The organism is Desulfobotulus mexicanus, assembly GCF_006175995.1.
Lineage (GTDB): Bacteria > Desulfobacterota > Desulfobacteria > Desulfobacterales > ASO4-4 > Desulfobotulus > Desulfobotulus mexicanus.
This window is the reverse complement of the sequence record NZ_VDMB01000021.1, coordinates 36,191-59,577: the sequence shown is the minus strand read 5'-3', so window position 1 is coordinate 59,577 and position 23,387 is coordinate 36,191. Positions and strand designations below refer to the sequence as shown.

Genomic DNA, 23,387 nt, shown 5'->3' with positions numbered 1-23,387 from the left:
GATGGACACCATCCAGCGGCTTCTGAACACAGGAAAAAGCCTTGCCCTCTGCGGGCCTTCGGGATCGGGGAAAACTACCCTTGCCCACGCCCTTTTGGAGTCGCTGGACAAGAACAGCTACAGAACCATCTTCATCCCCTACGCGGGATACCCCAGAAACGGCCTTGCGAGGATCATCGCCGAGGCCCTGGGGGTGGATATCCGTGCAAGGGGGCTGCCTATGGTGGCAAGGATACAGCAGCACATAGAAGCCATGGCCACAGCCGCAAGGCCCCTTCATCCGGTTATTATCATGGATGACGCCCAGCGTATGGAAAATGACTCCTTCTGGGATCTCAGCGCGTTTTTGTTCCAGACCTCGAAGCAGGCAACGGCATCATCTCTTATTCTCGTGGGGGACGAAATTCTTGCAAAACGCCTGGAGCTTTCTTCCATGCTGCCCATCCGGACCCGGCTCACCAATGTCATGCGCATGCATCCCATGGATGAGAAGGATACCCGTCATTTTATCCAGAAACGTCTTGAGAGCACAGGCGCACCGCCGGATCTTTTTGCCTCAGACGCTGTGGATCTCATTGCCGCCAGCACAAGGGGCAATCGCAGAGCTGTAATGAATATGGCCACTATGGCCCTGGAGGAGGCATATATCCGGGAAGAAAAAACCATCTCGGCAGAGCTGCTTTACAGCGCTGAATGGTTCAACAGATCCGAGTGAAACGGAGGCGACTGCGAGGGGACTCCAGCGTTAAGGGATAACTCGGTGCGGTAGACTGCTGTCTACAATGAAAGACCGGAAGGGCATAGCCCCTTCCGGTCACATTTTTGTCGGGTATTTGTTTGTGAGAATTTTTGTGGATTTGTGTATGAGAATCAACACCACCATGAACGAGGGTGTCTATCTTCCCATTCTGGATTTCATGGCAGACCATAAGCCCAAAACCATAGGCCAGATAGTAAAAGCTATGGATGAAAAGAACATCAGCTTTGTGCAGGTCTTGCAGTCTGTGATGGTGCTTGCCGGTGCAGGTCATTTTGCAGCCGTTCAGGAGGATGGTGTCATCCAGAAGATGAAAAAACATACGGATAAGCTGAACGCCTGCATCATGGATAAAGCCCGCAGCAGCGGAGACATCAGCTACCTTGCAAGCCCCGTTACGGGCAGCGGCATACAGGTGGGGCGGTTCCAGCAGCTCTATTTGCTTGCAGCGGCCAAGGGTAAAAAACAGCCTGCGGAACAGGCCGCCTTTGTCTGGGATATACTGGCATCCCAGGGGCAGCGCATCGTGAAGGAAGGCAAGGCCCTTGACACCATGGAAGAAAACATCGCAGAGCTTACCCTGCAGGCTGAGGAGTTTGCCCAAAAGCAGCTTCCCGTACTGAAGGCCCTGCAGGTGGGGTAGGGGGTATAATGCCGTGCACAGGGCAGGTTCTTTGTGCCTGCCCTTCATCTTCTGTATGGCGTTGTTGCGGGTATGGTTGTGGTATTGTCATTAAGGTCTTTAATGACTTTAAAGTCCTTAAGGCCTTTAACGAGACTCCTGAAGGCAACAAAATGCAGCAGCCTCAATTCCTCTTGCCGGGTTTTCTCCTGATTTTTGACTGATTGCATGTTTCTTATTGTGTTTGTTAAAGATACAGGTATTTTGGAAATTGATTGCGCCATGTGGAATCTGTTATAGTTTTATAAAAGGTATTYTATGCTGAATTTTGAATGGCACCTTGAAAAAGCTGGGAAAAATATAAAAAAGCACAATGTTACCTTTGAAGAAGCCAGCACTGCTTTCGGTGATCCTTTTTCATTGACAATAGAAGATCCCTTGCATTCAGAATTTGAGCAAAGGTTTGTCTTGATAGGAAAATCCTATAAAGACAGGATTCTGGTTGTTGTTCATATTGAGAGAGATAGCAGCATCAGAATAATCAGTGCAAGAAAAGCTACTAAAAAAGAGAGGGGGGTTTATGAGTCAAAAGAAGGATGATCAAAAAATGCTTGATGAATATGATTTCAGTCAKGGAGCCCGTGGGAAATATGCTGAAAAATACACGGCAGGGTCRAATGTGATAGTCATTGATCCTGATGTGGCAGAGTATTTTTCTGATTCAAAGGCCATTAATGATGCACTGAGATCCTTTATTCCGGTAATCCAGAAAAATGCTAAAAAACTTGCTGAGCAAAGCCATGGGCATTGATTCCAAATAAAATAAAGGTCGTTTCATATTCCACCAGCACCATGCGTTTTCAGCTCTTGCAGGGGGCAGGTTCTTTGTGCCTGCCCTGTGCTGGCTGCCCCCCTTCCTACTTCCCACTTCCCACTGCCCCTTTTTCAGACTATGGTCCTTCCTGCCATAAGACACTTTACCACCCTGCATGGAGGCCCCCTTGAGCCAGATGCTCACGGATTTTTATGTAAAACCCACATCGGATATTTTCATCAAGTTTCTCTTCGGCAAGGAAGAGCATAAGCCCATTCTCATTGATTTCATCAATGCCGTTATGAAGAACTCAGGATTCCCTCTGATCACAGACCTTGTGATTAAAAACCCTTTCAACATCCAGACCATCCTCAATGCCAAAGAAACCATACTGGATATCAAGGCAAAATCTTCTGACGGCAGGTGGATTGATATGGAAATGCAGAACTCGRATAAGGGCTTTTTCGGGGAACGGGCTTTGTATTACTGGACTGACCTCTACGGAGATCAGCTGGTTACAGGGGATAATTATTCTACCCTGCGTCCTGTGGTCTGCATCAATATCCTTGATTTTAAGATGTTTAAGAATGTGGATCGATACCACCTTTGCTTCATGCTTAGAGAAAAGGATACGCCGGAACTGCTCCTGACGGATCACCTTGCCCTGCATTTCCTTGAACTTCCCAAGATTACTGATTACAATCTGGATAAGAGTCTGGACAACTGGCTTTATTATCTCAAAAATGAAGGCCTGAACAAGGAGGATGGTATTATGGAAAACATCTTGAAGAACAATCCTCAGATAGCCAACGCCAGAGAAAAGTACATGAGTTTTACTCAGGACGAACATATGCGTGAAGCTTATAATTCCCACATCAGATGGAAGCGGGATCATGAATCTGCTTTGTTTCTTGCCAGAAACGAGGGTTTGAATGAGGGGTTGGAGAAGGGTGAGACCAGAGAGAAGTTCCAGACTATCATGCGTTTACAGAAGTACAGGATGCAGCCAGAAGAGATAGCAGACATTACGAGTCTCACCCCTGAAAAGGTAAGAGCTGTTATTGCCGCAGGTGACAAGGGTCTGGATCTGCTTATGGAAGATGATGCTACCAGGCATTAAGCCTTCTTGCTTTGCTTTTTTAACTACATGCAGCCAGAGACAGCCCAGAGTGTGTCTTACATCCGGTGAAGGCTTTGAGGGTTATTTTGTGGCTTCGGTGTGAGAGAGTGTGACTCTTGCAAAAAAGAAAAGAGGAAAGCAGAGATTGAAAAAAGACTAAGACAGCCCCTGTAAAAGAGGCTGTCTTCAGATATTGCCTTGTTCTTACAAAAACCTGCCTTGCCTACAGGCTTCGGTAAAAGTCTTTGCCATCCTGCCTCTTACCGAAGCATAGGCAGCAGTACCCCTTCTCCGAGATTTTCCAGATCAATGTAAGTCTCCGTACTGTCTCCCCTGTTGCAGACTACCGGGATATTGCGTCTGCAAATCTCTTCGACAAGACTACAGGAGAATAATGAAACCAGCTTCTTACAGCTGACAACTCTGCCAAAGCTCCCTTCTGCCAGAAAAACTCCGTATCTATTCTGGCTTCATACACCGGGTATTCTGTCTCAGGGCCTCCGGCTCCATAGATGTGCAGAGTCATGTCCAGATCCCCCCAGTGACAATCCTTTACCAGCTCAAAACTTATCAGGGAAAGGTCAGCAATAGTCTCCTGTACACTGTTAAACTCAGCCTGGATCAGAAACAACAAAAATCCACAAAAACAAAAGAACTTCCCACAGTCACCAAAGCCTCCAAACGATCAATTTCCCCCTTTCAGATTATGCAGTTTCAGGATATTTTGATATAAGCATGAATGGCAAAAACAGATAAGGTTTAAAATGATTAGACGGCTTGTTGCAAGAGGTCGTAGAGAGGTGTTTTAAGAGTCTTTGGCTCTTTTGTTCTCCCCCTCCCCACATTCACGACGAGGTAGGCTGGAGTCAAGATCTTGAATTTATAGATAAAGATCTTCAGAAAATAGTCAGGAATTCTAATGTGGGAAGGAGTATCAGAGAAGAGTATGCAGAAGATTTTTTTATATCATCCATCAGGAGTAAAGCAGCGATGAATACCCCTTTTTTTCCAGCAGACAGAGATGCCCGCAGATCAAACCTTTCCATTAAAGAAAAAAGGGAGGTGCTGCATTCCGGATTGTCATTTGTTTTTTTTCTGATTTTGATTCTTGCCTTAAGCGCATGCTCGGGCAAAAGACCACCCCTGCCGGACCCGGAAGCCGCACAGCCGGAAACTCATCGTCCCCTGATCCGGCTCAGTCCGGAAGCCTACCCGGTTTTCAGTGATGATCTTCAGTATGAGGGCATGCTGGCAGTCCTCTATAAAAGTCTTGAATTCTACAGGAGGATTTCCCCGGACAGGCCTGTTCGTTTTGGTGAGGATGTGTATCCGGCCAGTCACATGATAGCAACAACCCGTGAACTCATGGCCCTTGTCCACACCCGTCCTGACCGAGAAACCCTTAACCGGGCCATAAGGGAGAAATTTCTTGTGTACCGGGCCGCAGGTACGCCTCCTCCGGGGAGTGATTCAAGGCCCGAAGGAAAAGTTCTTTTTACGGGGTATTATGAACCCCTTTTGAAGGGCAGCCTTTCCCAAAGGGAAGGGTTCAATGTTCCTTTGCATGGCATGCCCGAAGATCTTGTTGAGGTGGATCTTTCCCCCTTTGGTCAGGAATATCAGGGCAAGCGCATCCGGGGCCGGTGGACTGGAAGTACCTTTGAACCCTATCCGGACAGGGATGCCATTGTCTACAAAGGAGCTCTGAATGGAAAAGCCCCTGTGGTTGCCTATCTTTCCTGCCCCATAGACAAATTTTTCCTTCAGGTACAGGGATCGGGCATTGTGTATCTGGAGGAGGGTGGTTTTATCCGTGTGCATTACAGGGGGCAGAATGGCAGGGCCTACCGCTCCGTTGGCACCCACCTTATCCGTACGGGCAAAGTTCCAAGAGAAGAAATGTCCATGCAGCGGATACGGCAGTATCTTATGGAAAATCCCGAAGAGCAGAGGGAAATTTTAAGCTATAATCCCTCCTATGTATTTTTCCACACGGTTCCGGACGGGCCCATTGGTGCTCTGGGCTTCCCCCTGACGCCGGGGCGGTCTGTGGCTGTGGACCGAAGAATTTTTCCAGATGGCGCTCCGGTTTTCGTAGAAGCAGAAAAGCCCGTCATCTATGCCGATGGCAGCATTGCAAACTGGCAGCCCTTTTCCCGGTTCATGGCAGCTCAGGATACGGGAGGGGCCATACGGGGCAGTGGCAGGGCAGATATTTTCTTTGGTAATGACAGGTACGCTGAAATTGCCGCAGGCCATCTGCAGCATGCAGGGGAAATGTACTTTCTGGTGCTTCCCATGCCATAAAGCTCCCGAATCCGGCGTTCAGGATCCTTAGGCATTTTTGCTCCCCTAAAGGGCCTGTTTTTTAGTTTGAGTGCCGGACTGCGTCGCAGGTAAACAGGCTGGGTTCCTTTGCCGCTGTCTGGCAGAGATGGCTGTTAGCAATCGTAAATTTGACGGGAATTTACACTTTTTTTATAAGTAAAAACTTGACGAAGATTCTAAAATAGGATTTAGTTAGTACACAAGTTATTATTCATGGGGCCTTATGGCTGATTGGATATAAAAATCTTTTATTTGCAGGCTCTTTTCAAAAACATAAAAATATAAAAAATGTTCGTATGCAACCAGATTAAAGGAGGCAGTATGACCACCCAGATTCGGGGAATCGATCCCCTGTTCCAGCCCATCCAGATCGGCAGCATGACGGTAAAAAACCGTATTTATATGCCTGCCATGCACCTTGGTATGTGTGAAAATTATGAAGTATCCGATCAGGTTACGGCCTTTTATGAGGAAAGGGCCAGAGGTGGTGCCGGTGCCATCTGCGTGGGTTACGCTTCCGTTAATGAACTTTCCGCCAACGTCACCCACATCGGTGCCCACGAGGATGCCCACATTCCCGGCCTTAAAAAAATGGCCGATGCCATAAAACAGCATGATTGTCGTGCTCTGGTTCAGCTCAACCATGCAGGCCGTTACAACCATTCCATGCTGCTCAATGGTAAACAGCCCGTTGCACCGTCTGCCATTGCTTCCAATCTCACCCGTGAAGTTCCAAGGGAAATGACAAAGGAAGACATTGATCAGACTGTCGCGGATTTTGCTGCTGCCGCAGGCCGTGTGAAGGCTGCCGGTTTTGACGGCGTGGAAATCCTGAGCGGCACGGGCTATCTAATCAGCGAATTCCTTTCTCCTTTGACCAATAAACGGGAAGACGAATACGGTGGTCCCTTTGAAAACCGCTGCCGTTTTGCCATGGAAATTTTCTCAGCCATCAGAAAAACCGTAGGGTCAGATTATCCCGTTGTGGTCCGCATGAACGGTAACGACCTCATGCCCGAAGGCATGGGCCGGGTGGAGCTGCGGGAATATGCAAGAAAACTTTCCGATTCCGGCCTTGTGGATGCGGTATGCATCAATGTGGGGTGGCACGAGGCCCGCATTCCCCAGATTGTCACCAGCGTTCCCAGAGGCGTGTATGCCTATCTGGCAAGGGGCATTAAGGAAGTGGTTTCCATCCCTGTCATTGCCAGCCACCGTATCAACGACCCCAAAGACGCCCGCAGGCTTATTGCCGATGACATGTGCGACATGGTGGCCATGGGCCGCAGCCTCATTGCTGATGCCTTCCTGCCCAAAAAAGCGGAAGAAGGCCGGGAAAATGAGGTCATTCACTGCATTGCCTGCGCCCAGGGATGCTTTGACAATCTCTTTAAATTCAAGCATGTGGAATGTCTCTGTAACCCGAGAGCTGGCTATGAATTTAAAATGGCTGCGGTTCAGACAGATAAGGCTAAAAAGGTCTTTGTCATCGGCGGTGGTGCTGCTGGCATGAGTGCTGCTCTGTCAGCCAGGGAAAAGGGCCATGACGTTACCCTTTTTGAGGCTTCCAGCCGACTGGGAGGTCAGCTTTATCTGGCAGCCGCACCTCCGGGGCGTGAAGAATTTGCAGAGCTTGCAAAGGATCTTGCCACCCAGGTACAGGTGAACAATATCCGGGTTATGCTTAAAACCACAGTGGATAAGGCCCTGCTGGAAAAAGAAAAGCCCGATGCCGTGATCCTTGCCACCGGTGCGGAACCCATCTCTCCGCCCATTCCCGGTGCAGATCTTCCCCATGTGGCTCAGGCCTGGGATGTGCTGGAAGACCGGGCCCATACGGGTAAAAACGTGGTGGTCATCGGCGGGGGTGCCGTGGGGGTGGAAACGTCCATCTTCCTTGGGGAAAAGGGTACCCTTTCCGGAGAAGAGCTGAAGTTTCTCTTTGTGAACAGGGCCGATGACGTGGATAAACTCTACGAGCTGGCCACAAAGGGCACCAAGAACGTGACCCTCATCGAAATGACCCAGTCTGTGGGCAAAGATATCGGCAAATCCACCCGCTGGACCATGATGCAGGAGATGAAGCGTATTGGTATTCGCACTGACGTGACCACAAAAGCCCTTGAAATCACAAAAGACGGTGTGAAGGTGGAAGGCAGCGAGGGTATTGAGCTGATTCCTGCGGACTCCGTGGTATTGGCGGCAGGCTCAAAGCCCGTTTCCGCACTGAAGGAAACCGTGGAAGGCCTTGGCATTTCCTGTCAGGTAATCGGTGATGCGGCAAAAATTGGCCTTGCCTTTGACGCCGTGCATCAGGGTTATGCTGCTGGAAGGGCTGTGTAAAATCTTTGTTTTTTATGCTTAATTGCTTCTGTAGCCCTGACTTCTCAGGAGAAACGAGCGTTTTGAGAAGGTGTACAGGCCTTTTGTGAGTGACATTGCAATCGTTTCGGATCAGAGCTTTGAAGGCCTGTGCGTAAAGAATCGCCAACTGTCTGAAGTCGGCACAAAAGGCAGCGTACTAAAGTTGCTATGGTAAAACAAAAGCTTAAGCTGCCTGTGCCGACAAGTTTTGGCGATTCAGCACAGGACAAGAAGCTCCCGAATAAGATTGCGTCACGAACAAAGGGCCTGTATGCCTCATATCAACTGAGTCTGAACAGGTTTTAATCTCCCGCCATAAATGCTCCGGACACCTTTTTTAAGGAAAGGGTCCGGAGTTTTTTATCTGAAATTCTTCCGCAGCAATAAACAGAATGGCCTGCCGTTAAAGGCTGAGATCCATCCGGATACCCGTCAGCAGCTCCCCCGTATCCGCCGCACGGATGGCCTGCACACAGCGCAGCCCATTTTCTGTATCTTCCCTTGTTGTGTGTACCCTGACGCTGCGGGGAGGGCCGATATCATGGTGGTATCGGATATCAAGCTTTCTGATGCGGCAGGGAAAAAGCTCCGATGGCGAAAGGGCTTCCAGCGCCCACTTGAGGTAGGCTGCATTGTTGGCGTGGCGGTTGTAATCCATATCTTCCTGAAGTACTTGAAAATCCATGGTCCGGGCCGTATCCGGAGGCAGGGGGATTTCTTCCATATCAAAGGGAATGCTGCCGTCATTTTCGCACAGCTCTGGAGGCATGGCCCTGGACAGTCGTACAGGCTTCCCCGTATTTTTATCCACCAGCACCCAGGCACAGGTGCTTCCCATGAGAATCTGGTCCTTTTCATCAAACAATTCAAAGCGCCTGATCTCATAGAGCCTGCGAAGGGGTGCCCGCCAGGACCTCAGGGTAAAGACCTCATCCCAGGCCGGGAATCGATAAAAATCAAAGTGATATCTGTTCACCACCCATATTTTGTCCTGGGGTGCCAGATGCAGGGCCGAAACGCCCATAGCAAAGGCATGGCGGCTGGCAATGTCCTGACAGAGATTCAGTACGGCTACGGGTTTTAAGTATCCGTCCATCCCCACATGGGAATAGGGAACCCTTCCTGTCTGGGTGAATACGGCAGTGTCATGTTCTGTTTTCATCATTTTTCCCGGGAAAAAAAGTGGAAGACACAGCTGTGTCTCCCGGTGCTGTCAGATAGAAAGACAGACATCATCCATGCATTTTACCGCCAGTGGCAAAATCAGCGGGTGAAAAGTCATCAAAACGTATCCAGATTTTGGAAGGATCAACTTCCATGTTTTCAGCAACAATACGGGTTATTTCTTCGGCAACCTTTTTTTTCTGTTCCTGGCTGCGGCCTTCTTTCAGGGCAATGGTGATGATGGGCATGGGATCTTCCTTATGAAAAAAGTGTTTTTGAAAACAGGGCCGGATCTTCATGGTTCTTTCCGCCATTAATACTTTATAGCCGTAAACCGTCATTTTCCCAAGTATGAATTTTCGTAAGTGTTGCTGGATAATCAGCATATGTCCATGACAAAAGCGGGTTGAAGAATAAGGCATTGTAAAAACTCGTTTTGAATGGAATTTCTTTTTGTTTCTTGACTTGGTTTCCGTCTCTCTGTAAAGAAAATTCAGATGGTCCTGATTCTGAGACGAAATTCCCTTTTGTCCAGACCATCCCTCTCCCCTGAACCTCCATGAAGGAAACACCTGTCCATGCTGCACCCCCATACGGAAGTGCGTTTTATCAGTGAAGAAATTGGCAGAGGCGTTTTTGCCACCCGGCCCATTCCCAAAGGCACAGTTGTCTGGGTACAGGACCGCTTTGACAGGGTTTTTACGGAAGCGGAAGTCCGCAGCCTTGAGCCCGTTTATCAGGAAATACTGGAAACCTACTGCTTCCGGGATCGCTGTGGCCGGTGGATTTTCTGCTGGGACAATACCCGCTATGTCAACCACAGCTTTTCGCCCACCTGCATTCTCACACCCTATGGCTTTGAACTGGCCGTACAGGATATTGAAGTGGGGCAGCAGATTACCAATGATTACGGATTTTTTAATATTATTGAACCCTTTGACTGTCTTCCGGAAGAAGGGTGTCAGCGCAGTCGTGTCCTGCCCGATGATATACTTCGTTTTGCAGAAATCTGGGATACCCGGCTGGCGGAAGCCTTTACTTTTTTTAACAGGGTGGCTCAACCCCTTTCAGGTCTGATTTCAAAGGAGAACCATGATATCGCCCTTGCCATTGCAAAGGGGGAGCGGAGTGCAGACTCCATCCGCTGTTGCTATTTTGCCGGTGAAAATGCCTGCTGCCATGCTTGATTTCACTATCCTCACAGCGGATAATTTTCATATGTTTGAAAAGGACATTCTGGCTTCCGAAGAAATTTTTCCTGAAAACATAAGGGAATCTTCGGAAAGCTGTCTTGGAACACTGGAAAGTACCGGAGGCATGGGGCTGGTGGCTTTTTTTCAGGACCGATATCTGGGCAATGCGCTTGGATTTCAGCCCCTTGGAGATGTGTTCACGGATCTGAAGCTCCATGAGGTGTATGGAGAGAAGAGAGTTAACCTCATCTATCTCAGCAATATAGTTACCCTGCCTGAATTCCAGCATAAGGGCTTTGGCAGGCAGCTTCTTAAAGCCTTTGTGGATGCCGCTGAAAAGGCCGGATTTAATAGGGTTGGCGGACATTTCAGGTGTAACGGGTCCCTGAAAAATTTTAAAGCCCTGGGAGGGCAGGAGCTGGCAAGCTTTGACAACTGGTATGATACGGGTGAGACCTACACCTATTGTGACCTTGCTCTGGGTGACTGCAGACCTGCCTGACAGGTTTTGCATTATCGGGCGTAATGATTCAGCATCTTTTATCCTGAAAAATTGCGTCATGAACAAATGGTTCGGTTGTCCATGCACCTGATTAAAGGCATTCGATTTACCGAAGAAAAAGTGTGCTGAACAGTTACTAAATGGCAAGATACCTTTCCACGGCTTCGGCACTGGCCATGCCGTCCATGGCTGCAGATGCGATCCCACCTGCATAGCCTGCCCCTTCTCCGCAGGGGAAAAGTCCGGACACCTCCGGATGCATACGGGTTCGTGAATCCCTTGGAATACGGAGGGGTGAGCTGGTGCGGGATTCCACCGCAAGTAAGGTAGCTTCTTCACTCAGATATCCCCGGTGGCGGCGGTCCAGAAGGCGAAGACCCTCGGAAAGTCCCTTTGCCACCACGTCCGGCAGCCACTGATGCAGGGGGGCACTGTATATGCCGGGAATATAGGATGTCTTTGGAAGATCCGCAGACAGCCGCGCAGCCACAAAGTCAGAAGCCCGTTGGGCAGGGGCTTTCTGGCTGCCATCTCCTTTGCTGAAAAGGGACTGTTCCAGCGCCTGCTGAAAATGAAGCCCTGCAAAGGGATTGTTCTCCGGATCTTCAAGATCCCTAAGCCGTATTTCCGTTACAAGACCTGCATTGGCAAAGGGGCCGCTGCGCTCGGCAAAGCTCATGCCATTTAAAACCAGCTCCCCCGGTGCTGTGGATGCGGGAACCACAGAGCCTCCCGGACACATGCAAAAGGAAAAAACTCCCCTGCCCGAAGCCTGACAGCTGATCCTGTAGGAAGCGGGCGGCAGGGCAGGGTGACGGGGCGATGTGCCATAGAAAATCCGGTCAATGCTTTCCTGGGGATGCTCAATGCGCACTCCCATGGCAAAGGGCTTGGCCTCCACAAGGATGCCCTTTTCATGGAGAAGGGCATAGATATCCCGGGCCGAATGACCCGTGGCAAGGATCAGGGCATCACCCTCCACCCTTTCCCCGTCTTCCAGAACAGCAGCCTTAAAACGTCCGTCTTCAAAGAGGAAATCCTTCACAAAGGCGTTGAAGTGAACCTCTCCACCAGCCGCTATAATGGCTTCCCGCATGGATTTTACAATGGCCGGAAGGCGGTTGGAGCCGATGTGGGGATGGGCTTCAGTACGGATGGCCTCACTGGCACCAAAGGAGCAGAAGAGATCCAGTACCCTTCGGATATCTCCCCTTTTTGTGGCACGGGTATAGAGCTTGCCGTCGGAATAGGTGCCAGCCCCTCCTTCGCCAAAACAATAGTTGGAGTGGGGATGCACCTCTCCTTTGTACAGGGTCTTGATGTCAAAACGACGGGAACGCACATCCTTTCCCCGTTCCAGCACAAGGGGCTTGATGCCCCTTTCCAGAAGACTTAAGGCCGCAAAATACCCCGCAGGTCCGGCACCAGTAATCACAACCCTTTTGCCGGAAAGGGCTTCTGGTTCAAAGCCCCGGATCTTTTCCAAAGGTGGAGCTTCACCCTCCCAGCATTCAATCAGAAGAACAAAAAGGGGCTTTCTGCCCCTGGCATCTAAAGACTGTTTACGGATGCGCCAGTCAAAACGCTTTGGATCTCCGGAGCCTGCCCTGGCAAGGATCATGTGGTGGAGCTTTTCCTTGTCTTCCATCTCTTCCGGAGAAACCCGTATGTCAAAACGTTGCATGGTTGCTTCTTTATTGGAGGGTAAATATTATTGCACCGGTTAAGGCCGGAATTTTATGACTTCAAGATTTTTAAGTATTTTATAGTGTCTATCATTGGCGGTAAGAACGGGCAGGCCCTGTGAAATTGCAGTGGCTCCTATCAGGGCATCTGCCAGCTGTATGGAATGGCTGAGATAATGCTGCTCTACAAAAAACATTGCCTGAATGGATATTTCTTCTGAAATATAAATGATTTTTGACTTCCAGTTGTGGAGAGCCTTACGAAGGGCATTGAGTTCGCCTTTATTTCTCATACCCTGAACCAGCTCCATATATGTAACAACGGAAACGAAAAAAACCCCGGCCTCCTCAATGATGCGGTATGCCTTTTCATTTCCCTTCATGTACCAGATCAGGACATCGGTATCGACAAGCATTCAGAATCTTCCTTTTCTTAATCTACGGACATAGGCAGCCACATCCTGAATTGTATCCTTATCTTTCCAGATTCCAAACAGTTCGTTTTCAGCAGGATCTTCTTTTTTTTCACTGTAGGGTATTAGCTTTGCGCAGGGTTTGCTGCGATAGGTTATGATCACTTCCTCACCCCTGCTTATTGTATCCAAAAGCCTTTTTGAGTTAAACCGAAGCTCTTTTGCCGTTGCTTTCATGGTCTGTCCTCCATTGCTTGAAGTTTATATCTTGAAATATAAACTGCTGGACAGGCTGTGTCAATTTTTTCCCGGAGCAGAATGATCTGTTCCCATGTAGCGCTGCCAGATATGTCGAACCCCTTCCCTGAGTTTTTCAAACCGGAATTCCGGTACACGGGAAGGCTGATTCTGAAGATTTTTCCGGTGCACGGCCACCCGGAAAAGCAGATAGGCGCTGCGTAGAAAGGTGGCCTCTTCCTGCCGCATGACCCCGGTTTCCGAAAGGGTTTCCAGAATGCGGATGTTGTCCGTCCAGCGTGTGATGGCCGGAGTATCGTGGGCATGGGCCAGAACCATATACTGAACCAGAAACTCGATGTCCATGATACCGCCGGGGTCCTGCTTGAGATCAAAAATACCCGGCTCCGGTCTGGCATGGGCGCTGCGCAGTTTTTCCCGCATATTCACAATTTCTGTCCGAAGGGGCCCACTCTCCCTTTTCAGGCAGAGCACTTCACGGCGGGTGGCTTCAAATCGTTCTGCCATACGGTGATTGCCGCAGACAGGCCGGGCACGGACAAGGGCCTGATGCTCCCAGGTCCAGGCCTGACGACGCTGATAATCTGCAAAGGCGGCAACGGGCACCACAAGAATCCCGGTATTGCCGTCGGGCCTCAGGCGCAGGTCGGTTTCGTACAGGGTTCCTGCACGGGTGTGGGCCTTGAGACAATGGATAACCCTCTGGCCGAGGCGGGTGAAAAACTGGGATGAAAGCAGGGGCTTTTCTCCGCCTTCGGTCATGCCTTCCGTATCATCATGGAGAAAAACCAGATCCAGATCCGAACCATAGCCAAGCTCAAGCCCGCCGAGCTTGCCATAGGCAATGACGGCAAAACCCCAGCCTTCCATGGGTTTTTCCTGACTGTCCAGCGGCCTGCCATGGCGTCGGACCAGATCCCTGTGGGAAAAATTCACAATCTCGTTCACCACGCACTCGGCAATTTCCGTAAGGCGGTCGCTGACCTTCATCAGGGGAAATTCCCCCGTAACGTCCGCAGCAGCCACCCGCAGAAGTCCGGACTGTTTGAACACGCAGAGGTTTTCCAGTCGGATTTCAAGATCTTCCGGGTCCAGCTCTTCCAGCCGACGACGGAGATCTTCCTCCATCTCCCCGCGCTCCGGTGGACGGTAAAGGGTTCGGGGGTCCAGAAGTTCATCCAGCAGCACCGGGTGCTGAGAAAGAAAATCCATGATCCACGGGCTGGCATTGGCAAGGCGTACCAGATGATCCAGAGCGGAAGGATATTCCAGAAAAAGGGCGAAATAGGTGCTGCGTCGCTGAATGGCCCTCAGCAGATCAAGAATGCGGCCAAGGGATTGTGCCGGATTTTCACCCCTGCCACAGGATTCCAGCAGAAGGGGCATAAGGGTGTCCAGCCGCCGTTTGCCCTGACTGCTCATGGCCTGAGCCGGAAGGCTGTCACGGAAATACCCCAGCATGCGGAAGGCGGCGGACGGGTCCCTGTAACCGGCCTGGGCAAGAAGGCCTTCTGCCCTGTCCGGCTCCATATGACGCTGGGTCCACAGGGCCACCATGGGTCGTACGGATTCTTTACCTTCGTCCTCAACGGTAAGGAGTTTCCGGAAGTGGTCATGTACCCGCTGGCGCTGCTCATCCAGATCGGCCATAAAGCTGTTCCAGTTTTCAAAGCCCATGGCTGCAGCCAGTGCTTTTCGGGCCACGTCTTCCTTGGGCAGCTGATGGGTCTGCCGGTCTTCCCAGGCCTGAATGCGGTGCTCCGTATGGCGCAGAAAGACATAGGCTTCCGTAAGATTATCCCTTGTTTCCTGAGGAATGAAGCGGAAGCGTACAAGGGTTTTCAGGATTTTCAGAATTCCCCTTTGCTGAAGACCCGGCACCACCCCACCCCTGAGCAGCTGAAAGGCCTGACCGAAGAATTCCACCTCCCGGATACCACCGGAGCCGGTTTTGATGTTGCTTTCCATCCCTTTTCTGCGGATTTCAAGCATGATGGACTGCTTCATTTCCCTCAGGCTGTCAAATACGCCGAAATCCAGATATCTGCGGAAGACAAAGGGCTTCAGGCTTTCCAGAAGTTCTCTTCCGTCATCCTTATTGCCGGAGATGGGGCGGCATTTGATAAGGGCATAGCGTTCCCATTCCCGGCCCTGGGTCTGGTAGTAAAATTCCATGGCATCAAAATGCATGACCATGGGACCGTTTTCGCCAAAGGGTCTCAGCCTTAAGTCAACCCGGAAAAGGGGACCTCCGGTGTTGCCGCTGAAAACCGCCGTCAGCTTACGGGCAAGACGGATAAAAAAGGTTTCATTGGTTATGATCTCAGGGCCACTGGTTTCTCCCGGTTGAGGGTAGGCATAGATCAGATCGATGTCGGAAGAAAAATTAAGCTCACCGGCCCCAAGCTTGCCCATGGCCAGCACCACAAGACGCTGGGTTTTGCCGGAATCCTCTCCCAGGGGTTCCCCATGGATGGCGGCCATTTTTGTATGGAGATAGTTCGCGGCTTCGTCCACCACGGCTTCAGCCAGTTCGGAAAGGGATGCCATGGTTTCTGCTAAGGAAGCCCTGCCGGATAGATCCCTGAAGCAGATGCCCATCATGGAAAGGTGGCGGATTTTTCTTAAACTTAAGGACAGAAGGCTTTCCGAATCCACGGTCCGGAGTGCTGCAGAGATTCTCTCTCTGGCCGGAGCCGGGGGCGCAGTCAGGTTGCTGTCCATGAGTTCTGCAAGGGTATCCGCATCCCGGAGCAGGCCCCTTGCAAAAAAATCACTCATGGCTGCCACCCGGCGCAGGTCATCCCCAAGCCCATCGGGAAGGGAGCCGGAAGCTGCATCAAGCAGGGCAAGGGTGTCCGGATGGCGTTGTGCCAGAAGGTCCAGAAGCTCCTCGGATACCAGAGGAACTGGGGTTTTCATTTCTTCTGTCATACAGATTCTTTCTCGCTGGATGATGCTTTTCTTGTCTTTGACGAGCTTCACGACCTGGCCTTTTTCAATCACAATTTTGCTGCCCATCCGTTTTGTTAGCTGTATTTTTTAAATTATTCCAATGATTAATATGTTGTATCGTCAAGGAGATAAGGCAACTGCTTTTCGCTTTGATCGATTTCAATTTTTTCACGGTTAACAACATAATCCGCAATTTATCATGATAAGCAAAAAGCCTCATGTCTTCGATTTTTCAGCCCCCGCCTGAGTTCTTTCAAAAAGAATACTCACACCCACGGCAACCAGAAATCATTCATTTTTTTAAACCAGCCCTTCTTCCATGACAAGCAGTTCTTTACCGAAAGTCGCCGTAAAGCCCCTGGCTTTAGCCATGGGGATATAAGGCGACGGTTTTGAATTGATTTGTATTGAAATATACAGCTTCTTGATATATAAATCAGGTATGAAATATAAAAACAATAACAATGTCGTATACTCCTGTAAATACCATGTAATATGGTGTTCAAAATATAGAAGACAAGTATTGACAGGAGCCGTTGCTGAACGGCTCAAAGATCTTATAAATCAAGTTGCTTCTGAGCGTCAATCTGAGGTCATTGAACTGAAAATTATGCCGGATCATGTGCATCTGCTGATAGAAGTTGATCCCCAATATGGCATTCACAGGTTGGTAAAGCAGCTTAAAGGCTATTCATCAAGGATACTACGCAAGGAATTTTCAACTATAAAGTCACGCCTGCCAACTCTCTGGACAAACAGTTATTTTGTGGCAACGGTAGGAGGTGCGCCTCTTTCCATAATAAAACAGTACATCGAGGAACAGAAGAACCGATGACTGAAACCTTCATACATGAGATACCGCTGATAACAACACCCCATGACGAGGCAGTGCTTGATGTGCGTCTGGATGCGGGAAGGAACCTGTACAACGCCTGCTTGCGTGAGTCTTTGCGCAGGCTGGATCTCATGCGTGAATCAAAGATGTTTCGAGCTGCACGCAAAACTCCCAAAAGTAAAGAAAGAACTGCCCTATTCAATGAGTGCAATAACAGGTTTGATTTTAAAGAATACAGCATTCATGCCTTTGCAGCAAAAACCTGTAAAGCCTGCTGGCTTGGGGATCACCTTGATGCATTCACAATCCAGAAGACAGCCTCAAGAGCGTTTAATGCCGTAAAAGAATATGCCTTTGGTGGACGGGGAAGACCCCGTTTCAAAAGATACGGTTGGTTCACCTCCATTGAAGGCAAAAGCAATGCTTCGGGTATTCGATGGAGGAAGGGGCGTGTTCTCTGGAACGGTCTTGATATAGCTTCAAGGTTTGATCTGAAGGATAAACATGGTGTCGAGGCTCATGCCCTTTCATGCCGGGTTAAATATCTGCGTCTTATAAAACGGACCATCAAAGGTAAAATCTGCTGGTTTGTTCAGCTTGTCCTTGAGGGAAAACCCCATCAAAAGAGAAAAAATGAGCTTTCAGAGGATATATGCGGTCTGGATATTGGCCCTTCAACCATTGCCATTGTCGGCACAAAAAATGCCGTTCTCACTCAATTTTGTGATGAAGTCGTCCAGCCATGGAAAGAAATCAGACGCAAACAGCGAGCCCAGGACAGAAGCCGCAGGGCAAGCAATCCCGATAACTACAATGAGGATGGTACGATAAAAAAAGGATCACGGAAATGGCACCGCTCAAACCGATACAAAAAACGCCAAAAACAGATTGCTGAATGTCAAAGAAAACTTGCTGCAACCAGAAAAAAACAGCATGGAGAGCTTTGCAACAAAATTCTAAGCCTTGGCAAAAATGTAAAGACGGAACAATTATCCTATAAATCCTTCCAGAAAAACTATGGGCGCAGTGTTTCAGTGCGTGGCCCAGGAATGTTTATCACTGAAATAACCCGCAAAGCTGCAAATGCTGGCGGTGGTGTTGAGCTGATAAATACCCGGACAACCCGCCTTTCCCAAACCTGTATCTGCGGCACTATCAAGAAAAAATCCCTCAGCCAGCGTCATCATATTTGCAGTTGTGGTGTAACGGCTCAAAGGGATCTATTTTCGGCTTTTCTGGCAAAACATTGTAGCAACAACACCCTTGGCATCCATCAGGCGAATAAAGACTGGTCGGCTGCGGAACCGCTGCTGCGACGGGCGATGTCAAGGGTAACAGAAACAGCAAGTCGGAGGTCTGTGCCTTCGAGCTTCGGTATCCGGAGACAGAGCTGTTCGTCCGTCAAAGACAGATCGGAATGTATCGAGGTCGTGGATGCTGTAGCCGTAAGGCGAGAGCCACGAAGAGATGCAGCCCTTGCTGTCAGAACCCCCTGGCTTTAGCCATGGGGAGGTTCAGTGATTCCCAAAGCCGTTCTGCTCTCCGCAATCCGGACAGACCCAGGTAATACCGTTGCAGGACAGCCCCCAGAAATTCTCATCCATACAGGTCTGACATATCCTCAGACCGCAGCGGCACTGCCAGACAAAGGGAGCCGTATTACGGCACCAGTGGCATGGCTCCATACGGGATTTTTTCCGCCGCTCCCTGTATCCCGTTCCCCCTGCCCTTTTATTCTCAGACAACAAGTCTTGCATGTTCCACCTTGATGCATTTATCCATAATCACGTCAATGCCAGCCGCCATAAGCCTTTCCGCAGCCTCCATGTTCTCCACACCCAGCTGCATCCAGACAAGCTTTGGCTTTAAGGATATGGCCGCATCCACATGGCCTGCCACATCCTCTGACTTCCTGAACACATCCAGAATATCCACGGAACCCGGTGCCAGATCTTCTATCTTTTCCTGCACAACCAGACCAAGGATTTCTCCCTTTGCCGGATTCACGGGAATCAGATCATAACCGGCAGCCATCATATAGCGGCCCACCTTGTTGGAATCCCGCTCAGGCTTAGGGCTCATACCTAAAACAGCAATGATCTTTGCATCCTTAAGAGCCGATTGAATATCCACATCCTCTTTCAGTATGCGTCCTTTACTCATGGTTCTCTCCTTTTCTTGTCCTTTAAAAAAGCCCATGGTACAGATCTTTATTTTATTGTGTATTCCCCTTTACGGGTAAACACCAACTTATTCCAAGGAAGCAGGGCCATGACAGCACCCACCCTTTATCTCATAGACGGTTCCGCCTATATTTACCGAAGCTATCACGCCATACGCAACCTTTCCAGCTCTAAAGGTGAACCCACCAATGCCACCTTCGGTTTCACCCGAACCATCATAAAACTCATGGAAAGCTATAGCCCCGAATATGCCGGCGTGCTCTTTGATGCCAAAGGCCCCACCTTCCGCCATGAAATATACCCGGAATACAAGGCCAACCGACCCCCCATGCCGGAAGACCTTGTATGCCAGATTGACCGCATCCATACCATCACCAAAGCCCTTGGCCTTCCCATTCTCCGCATGGAAGGATGGGAAGCCGATGACCTTGCGGGCACGCTTGCACTACAGGCAAAAAATGCAGGATTCCATGTGGTGCTGGTGACAGGGGACAAGGATTTTCTGCAGCTTGTGGATGAAAACACGAGAATCTTTGACCCCATGAAGGATGTCTGGAGCGATGTGGCGCTTTTAAAGGAAAAATTCGGTTTTGATGCAAGGGGAATCGTGGATATGATGGCCCTGACCGGAGACAGCTCCGACAATATTCCCGGTGTACCCGGCATCGGACCCAAAACCGCCACAGCCCTGATAAAAGAATACGGAAGCCTTGAAAAAATCTATGAGGCCCTTCCTTTAATGGGCAAAAAAAAGGTGGTGGAAAACCTCGCAAACAACAGGGAAAAGGCCTTTTTAAGCCGGAAGCTGGCGGCCATAGACTGCCATGCGCCCATAGAATTCAAACCCGAAGAGTGGCGAAAAAAAGATAGCGACAATGCCTTACTGGTATCCCTTTTCCGGGAGCTTGATTTCCGTCAGCTTCAGGAAAGCTTTAGCGCAGAAGGCAGCACTGCCCCGGAAAAATCAGAAGTCGTGAAGGATTATCAGGCCATCTTCAGCATAAAAGATTTAAAAATTGCCGCAGAAGCCATAAAAAAAGCAGGCATCATGGCCTTTGATACGGAAACAACAGGTCTTGATGCCCTGTCCGCAGGTCTTGTGGGTATCTCTTTCAGCTGGAAAGAGGATCAGGGGGTTTATATTCCACTGGGGCATCTGGGTGAAGACTTCCCTGCCCAGCTTTCCCTTAAAGAGATCAGAGAAGAACTTGAAGGCCTTTTTTCTGATCCGGATATCATCAAAGTTGCCCAGAATCTCAAATACGACTGGACAGTGCTCTCCCGTCAGGGAATCAGCCTTGAAGGCCCCTTAAAAGACACCCTCATTACAAGCTATCTCATTGATCCCACCCGCAGCAGCCACAGTCTGGATGCACTGGCCATGGACATGCTGGGCCACAGAACCATTCAATATAAAGATGTGGTGCCTAAAAAAGGGATGGGTTTTGAACATGCATCCTTGGAAAAAGCCCTGCCCTATGCCTGTGAGGATGCGGATATCACCCTTGCCCTCTGGAAAAAACTTCAACCTGAGCTGGAAGAAAAAAAGCTCACAACCCTATTTGAAACCCTTGAAATGCCCCTTGTTCCGGTTCTCATGCGCATGGAAGAAAGGGGCATTGCCGTTGACCGGGAAAAGCTCCGCAACCTTTCGGCATCCATGGAAAAGGAGCTTTCTTCCATCACCGTAGAAATCCATGAACTGGCAGGCTCGGAGTTCAATATCAATTCTCCCCAGCAGATGGGCCATATTCTCTTTGAGGTTCTAGGGCTGCCCGTACAGAAAAAGACCAAAAAGAAGACGGGCTATTCCACGGATGTTTCCGTGCTGGAAAGCCTTGCGGACAAACATCCCCTTCCGGCAAAGGTGCTGCGGCACAGAACCCTTACCAAGCTTAAAAACACCTATGCCGATGCCCTGCAGGAACTGGCACACCCTGCAAGCGGCAGAATCCATACCAGCTTCAATCAGGGAGTAACTGCCACGGGCCGTCTTTCAAGCTCCAACCCCAATCTGCAGAACATTCCAATCCGCACGGAGGAAGGCCGGGAAATCCGTAAGGTTTTCATCCCCCATGAAGGATGGAGCATGATGGCTGCGGATTATTCGCAGATTGAGCTGCGCCTTCTGGCCCATTATTCCGAAGACAGGATTCTCATGGAATCCTTTAAAGAAAACGAAGACATTCACACAAGAACCGCTGCGGAGATTTTTCAGGTTTTCCCGGAATTCATGACAGAAGAACTACGGCGTCAGGCAAAAACCATCAACTTCGGCATTATGTATGGCATGGGCCCTTACAAGCTGGCAGGAGAACTGGGCATAAGCCAGAAAATGGCCAAAACCTATATCACCCACTATTTCGCACGCTATGCTGGCGTAAAGGCCTTTATGGAAAAAACCGTGGAAGAAGCCAGGGAAAAGGGCTTCACCACCACCCTTTTTGGCCGTATCCGCCCCCTGCCCGACATAAACAGCCCCAACCACAACCTGAGGCAGATGGCCGAACGAATTGCCGTGAATACACCCATACAGGGTTCTGCCGCAGATCTCATCAAAATGGCCATGATTCAGATGGATGCGGCTTTAAAGGAAAACTCCATGCAGACCCAGATGCTGCTGACCGTACATGACGAACTGGTTTTTGAAGTGCCGGAAGAGGAAAAGGAAAAAACCGCAGGAATGGTCAGGCAGATCATGGAAAATGTGGCTGCCCTCAAGGTGCCTCTCCTTGTCAACCTTGCCTTTGGAAACAACTGGTCCGAGGCCCACTGAAAGAATATATCAAGGGACATAACAGGGAAAAATATGGGACAGTATAGCGTGAATCCGTAGAGCTTGAACTGAAGGATGAATCTGAAGGACTGCAACAGGAGGGCTGAAACCAAAGAACTTGAACAGAGCAGGGCAAAGAACAATACCCCCCTACCCCCTGCCATGGCTGCCAGTACAGCAACCACAGCAGAGAAGATGGAGAGCCTTCAGGTGCACAACAAGGACTAATGCTTGGTGGCATTATTGCCTATGAGCAGATCCAGACCCTTGTCACCGGCAGCAAGGACTTCCTTAACTTTTTCGGGGGTAAGCCTTGTAATCTTGGCTATCTCCTCGGGCTTCATTTTGAAATCCCGAAGCTCCATGATGGTCTGATACTTCTCGTTGTACATGCCCTTAAGCACACCAATTTCTTCGCCTTGATTACGGCCCTCATTCATCAATCTTTCCGCTGTAGTCATGGCAAGCTCCTTTCCTTTCAGGCTTACAGTACCTATGGTCTCAGCCACATATTCAGGCTGAAGATCTGTGGCTTTAAAAATGTACTCGATGGCATTTTTGATTATCTTCAGACCTTCTTCATCTTCAAATAATGAAGATGCCAGCTCAAAATATTCCTTTATATTGTCTTTCAGCTTATCAGGATCAAAAATGTTCTTTAAAATGAGCATACAGAACTTCATGGAAACCATGGCAAAGAGCTTATTATTGATCTCTTCATCTGACCAGTTTGAAAGATCCACAAAAATGTACTCTGAATCCGGAATGAAGGGCTTTATCATAGAGGGCAGCTCTTTAAAGCAGTCACTGAGAAGACCGGGCTGCCATTTTCTTTCTCCATGATAAATCACTATGGGAATTATGGGGGTTCGTTCTATCTTCTGCTTACGGCAGCGTTCCCAGAAACCACCCGTGTATAAATGAATCTGAAAAGGAAGATCATGATCCACATAGCTTTTATGCTCAAACAAAAGGGCGATACGGATCAGCGCACCTTTAAACTGGCAGGTGTAAAGGAGATCAGAAAAATACTCTGATAATTCCTCACCCAAAAAGGAACCCTTTTCCTCCTTCAGGGTACTCAGATCTAGTCCCTCAAGTATGGCAGGTGGCAGGGATGAGCGTACCAGTTCCTCTGCATGGCCCTCTACATCTAAAATCTTCTTGAAAAAAACATGGAAGAGGAAGGCCTCCCCTGAACTAACCTTCCTTCTTTTCCTTTGGCAGGGAATTTTCCTCCACAGCCTCACACACGGTCCTGTACACATTTTTAAAAATATCCTCAAAGGTGGTGGGCGAAACCCGGCCCACCTCTATGAATTTTACCACCATTTCCTTGGTGGTACGCAGTATCTGCTCATCCATGGACCCCATAAAAACTCCTTTCAGACAAAAGAGGCTGTTATTTTTTCCTGAAA

General features: G+C 49.4%; 23 protein-coding genes. 12 read left to right on the top strand and 11 right to left on the bottom strand.

Features of this window, described 5'->3' with window-relative positions:
- The 5 genes from FIM25_RS13630 to FIM25_RS13610 all read left to right on the top strand — a co-directional run.
- Positions 1–715: ExeA family protein (locus FIM25_RS13630; protein ID WP_139450338.1), on the top strand; the 715-nt coding region annotated here is incomplete at its 5' end.
- Positions 716–863: 148 nt separating this feature from the next.
- Positions 864–1,400: a hypothetical protein gene (locus tag FIM25_RS13625; protein WP_139450336.1), complete on the top strand. Its 537-nt coding sequence runs from the start codon at positions 864–866 to the stop codon at positions 1,398–1,400.
- Positions 1,401–1,697: 297 nt separating this feature from the next.
- Complete coding sequence (locus FIM25_RS13620) at positions 1,698–1,979, top strand: BrnT family toxin (RefSeq protein WP_139450334.1); 282 nt, start codon at positions 1,698–1,700, stop codon at positions 1,977–1,979.
- 7 nt (positions 1,980–1,986) lie between these two features.
- Positions 1,987–2,190, top strand: coding sequence for a hypothetical protein (locus FIM25_RS13615; protein WP_218961433.1), 204 nt, complete (start codon positions 1,987–1,989; stop codon positions 2,188–2,190).
- A gap of 199 nt (positions 2,191–2,389) precedes the next feature.
- A complete protein-coding gene (locus FIM25_RS13610) occupies positions 2,390–3,313 on the top strand; it encodes an Rpn family recombination-promoting nuclease/putative transposase (protein WP_246052207.1) in 924 nt (307 codons plus the stop codon).
- Positions 3,314–3,656: 343 nt separating this feature from the next.
- On the opposite strand, the gene FIM25_RS13605 is transcribed toward FIM25_RS13610, so the two are convergent.
- Entirely contained in the window at positions 3,657–3,944 is a 288-nt protein-coding gene (locus FIM25_RS13605) for a hypothetical protein (RefSeq protein ID WP_139450328.1), read from the bottom strand.
- A gap of 359 nt (positions 3,945–4,303) precedes the next feature.
- Here FIM25_RS13605 and mltA point away from each other — a divergent pair, with 359 nt between their 5' ends.
- Both mltA and FIM25_RS13595 read left to right on the top strand, forming a co-directional pair.
- A complete protein-coding gene (gene mltA / locus FIM25_RS13600) occupies positions 4,304–5,620 on the top strand; it encodes a murein transglycosylase A (protein ID WP_139450326.1) in 1,317 nt (438 codons plus the stop codon).
- A gap of 342 nt (positions 5,621–5,962) precedes the next feature.
- Positions 5,963–7,984 carry an FAD-dependent oxidoreductase gene (locus FIM25_RS13595; RefSeq protein WP_139450324.1) on the top strand — a complete coding sequence of 674 codons (2,022 nt, stop codon included), beginning with the start codon at positions 5,963–5,965 and terminating at the stop codon, positions 7,982–7,984.
- A 424-nt stretch (positions 7,985–8,408) separates the two neighbouring features.
- On the opposite strand, the gene FIM25_RS13590 is transcribed toward FIM25_RS13595, so the two are convergent.
- Positions 8,409–9,167: an acyl-[acyl-carrier-protein] thioesterase gene (locus tag FIM25_RS13590; protein WP_179953382.1), complete on the bottom strand. Its 759-nt coding sequence runs from the start codon at positions 9,165–9,167 to the stop codon at positions 8,409–8,411.
- Between the two features lie 70 nt (positions 9,168–9,237).
- Complete coding sequence (locus FIM25_RS17145) at positions 9,238–9,417, bottom strand: tautomerase family protein (protein WP_179953381.1); 180 nt, start codon at positions 9,415–9,417, stop codon at positions 9,238–9,240.
- 330 nt (positions 9,418–9,747) lie between these two features.
- Here FIM25_RS17145 and FIM25_RS13580 point away from each other — a divergent pair, with 330 nt between their 5' ends.
- A complete protein-coding gene (locus FIM25_RS13580) occupies positions 9,748–10,356 on the top strand; it encodes an SET domain-containing protein (RefSeq protein WP_139450318.1) in 609 nt (202 codons plus the stop codon).
- The gene (locus FIM25_RS13575) at positions 10,298–10,864 is read left to right on the top strand and encodes a GNAT family N-acetyltransferase (protein ID WP_246052201.1); all 567 of its coding nucleotides are present in this window, start codon (positions 10,298–10,300) and stop codon (positions 10,862–10,864) included. The genes FIM25_RS13580 and FIM25_RS13575 overlap by 59 nt, the downstream gene beginning before the upstream one ends.
- A 136-nt stretch (positions 10,865–11,000) precedes the next feature.
- Here FIM25_RS13575 and FIM25_RS13570 read toward each other — a convergent pair whose 3' ends face one another.
- The 4 genes from FIM25_RS13570 to glnE are packed head-to-tail and all read right to left on the bottom strand — an operon-like array spanning position 11,001 to position 16,154.
- The gene (locus tag FIM25_RS13570) at positions 11,001–12,548 is read right to left on the bottom strand and encodes an NAD(P)/FAD-dependent oxidoreductase (RefSeq protein ID WP_139450314.1); all 1,548 of its coding nucleotides are present in this window, start codon (positions 12,546–12,548) and stop codon (positions 11,001–11,003) included.
- A 39-nt stretch (positions 12,549–12,587) separates the two neighbouring features.
- Positions 12,588–12,965, bottom strand: a complete 378-nt coding sequence (locus FIM25_RS13565) for a type II toxin-antitoxin system VapC family toxin (RefSeq protein ID WP_139450312.1) — start codon at positions 12,963–12,965, stop codon at positions 12,588–12,590.
- Positions 12,966–13,199, bottom strand: coding sequence for a type II toxin-antitoxin system Phd/YefM family antitoxin (locus FIM25_RS13560; RefSeq protein ID WP_139450310.1), 234 nt, complete (start codon positions 13,197–13,199; stop codon positions 12,966–12,968).
- Positions 13,200–13,259: 60 nt separating this feature from the next.
- Complete coding sequence (glnE, locus tag FIM25_RS13555; RefSeq protein WP_179953379.1) at positions 13,260–16,154, bottom strand: bifunctional [glutamate--ammonia ligase]-adenylyl-L-tyrosine phosphorylase/[glutamate--ammonia-ligase] adenylyltransferase; 2,895 nt, start codon at positions 16,152–16,154, stop codon at positions 13,260–13,262.
- Positions 16,155–16,617: 463 nt separating this feature from the next.
- Between glnE and tnpA the strand changes: the two genes are divergently transcribed.
- Together tnpA and FIM25_RS13545 are read left to right on the top strand one after the other, a co-directional pair.
- Positions 16,618–17,010 carry an IS200/IS605 family transposase gene (gene tnpA, locus FIM25_RS13550; RefSeq protein ID WP_139450306.1) on the top strand — a complete coding sequence of 131 codons (393 nt, stop codon included), beginning with the start codon at positions 16,618–16,620 and terminating at the stop codon, positions 17,008–17,010.
- The gene (locus tag FIM25_RS13545; protein WP_139450304.1) at positions 17,007–18,512 is read left to right on the top strand and encodes an RNA-guided endonuclease TnpB family protein; all 1,506 of its coding nucleotides are present in this window, start codon (positions 17,007–17,009) and stop codon (positions 18,510–18,512) included. The genes tnpA and FIM25_RS13545 overlap by 4 nt, the downstream gene beginning before the upstream one ends.
- A gap of 12 nt (positions 18,513–18,524) precedes the next feature.
- Here the strand turns inward: FIM25_RS13545 and FIM25_RS13540 are convergent, their stop codons facing one another.
- Positions 18,525–18,767 (bottom strand): hypothetical protein, encoded by a 243-nt coding sequence (locus FIM25_RS13540; RefSeq protein WP_139450302.1) that lies wholly within the window; start codon positions 18,765–18,767, stop codon positions 18,525–18,527.
- A complete protein-coding gene (locus FIM25_RS13535; RefSeq protein WP_139450300.1) occupies positions 18,748–19,173 on the bottom strand; it encodes a CoA-binding protein in 426 nt (141 codons plus the stop codon). Before FIM25_RS13535 ends, FIM25_RS13540 begins: the two co-directional genes overlap by 20 nt.
- Positions 19,174–19,281: 108 nt before the next feature.
- Between FIM25_RS13535 and polA the strand changes: the two genes are divergently transcribed.
- The gene (polA, locus tag FIM25_RS13530) at positions 19,282–21,969 is read left to right on the top strand and encodes a DNA polymerase I (protein ID WP_139450298.1); all 2,688 of its coding nucleotides are present in this window, start codon (positions 19,282–19,284) and stop codon (positions 21,967–21,969) included.
- A 224-nt stretch (positions 21,970–22,193) separates the two neighbouring features.
- Here polA and FIM25_RS13525 read toward each other — a convergent pair whose 3' ends face one another.
- A complete protein-coding gene (locus FIM25_RS13525) occupies positions 22,194–23,237 on the bottom strand; it encodes an Rpn family recombination-promoting nuclease/putative transposase (RefSeq protein ID WP_139450296.1) in 1,044 nt (347 codons plus the stop codon).
- Positions 23,170–23,343: a hypothetical protein gene (locus FIM25_RS17140; protein WP_179953377.1), complete on the bottom strand. Its 174-nt coding sequence runs from the start codon at positions 23,341–23,343 to the stop codon at positions 23,170–23,172. The genes FIM25_RS13525 and FIM25_RS17140 overlap by 68 nt, the downstream gene beginning before the upstream one ends.
- Between the last annotated feature and the right edge of the window lie 44 nt (positions 23,344–23,387).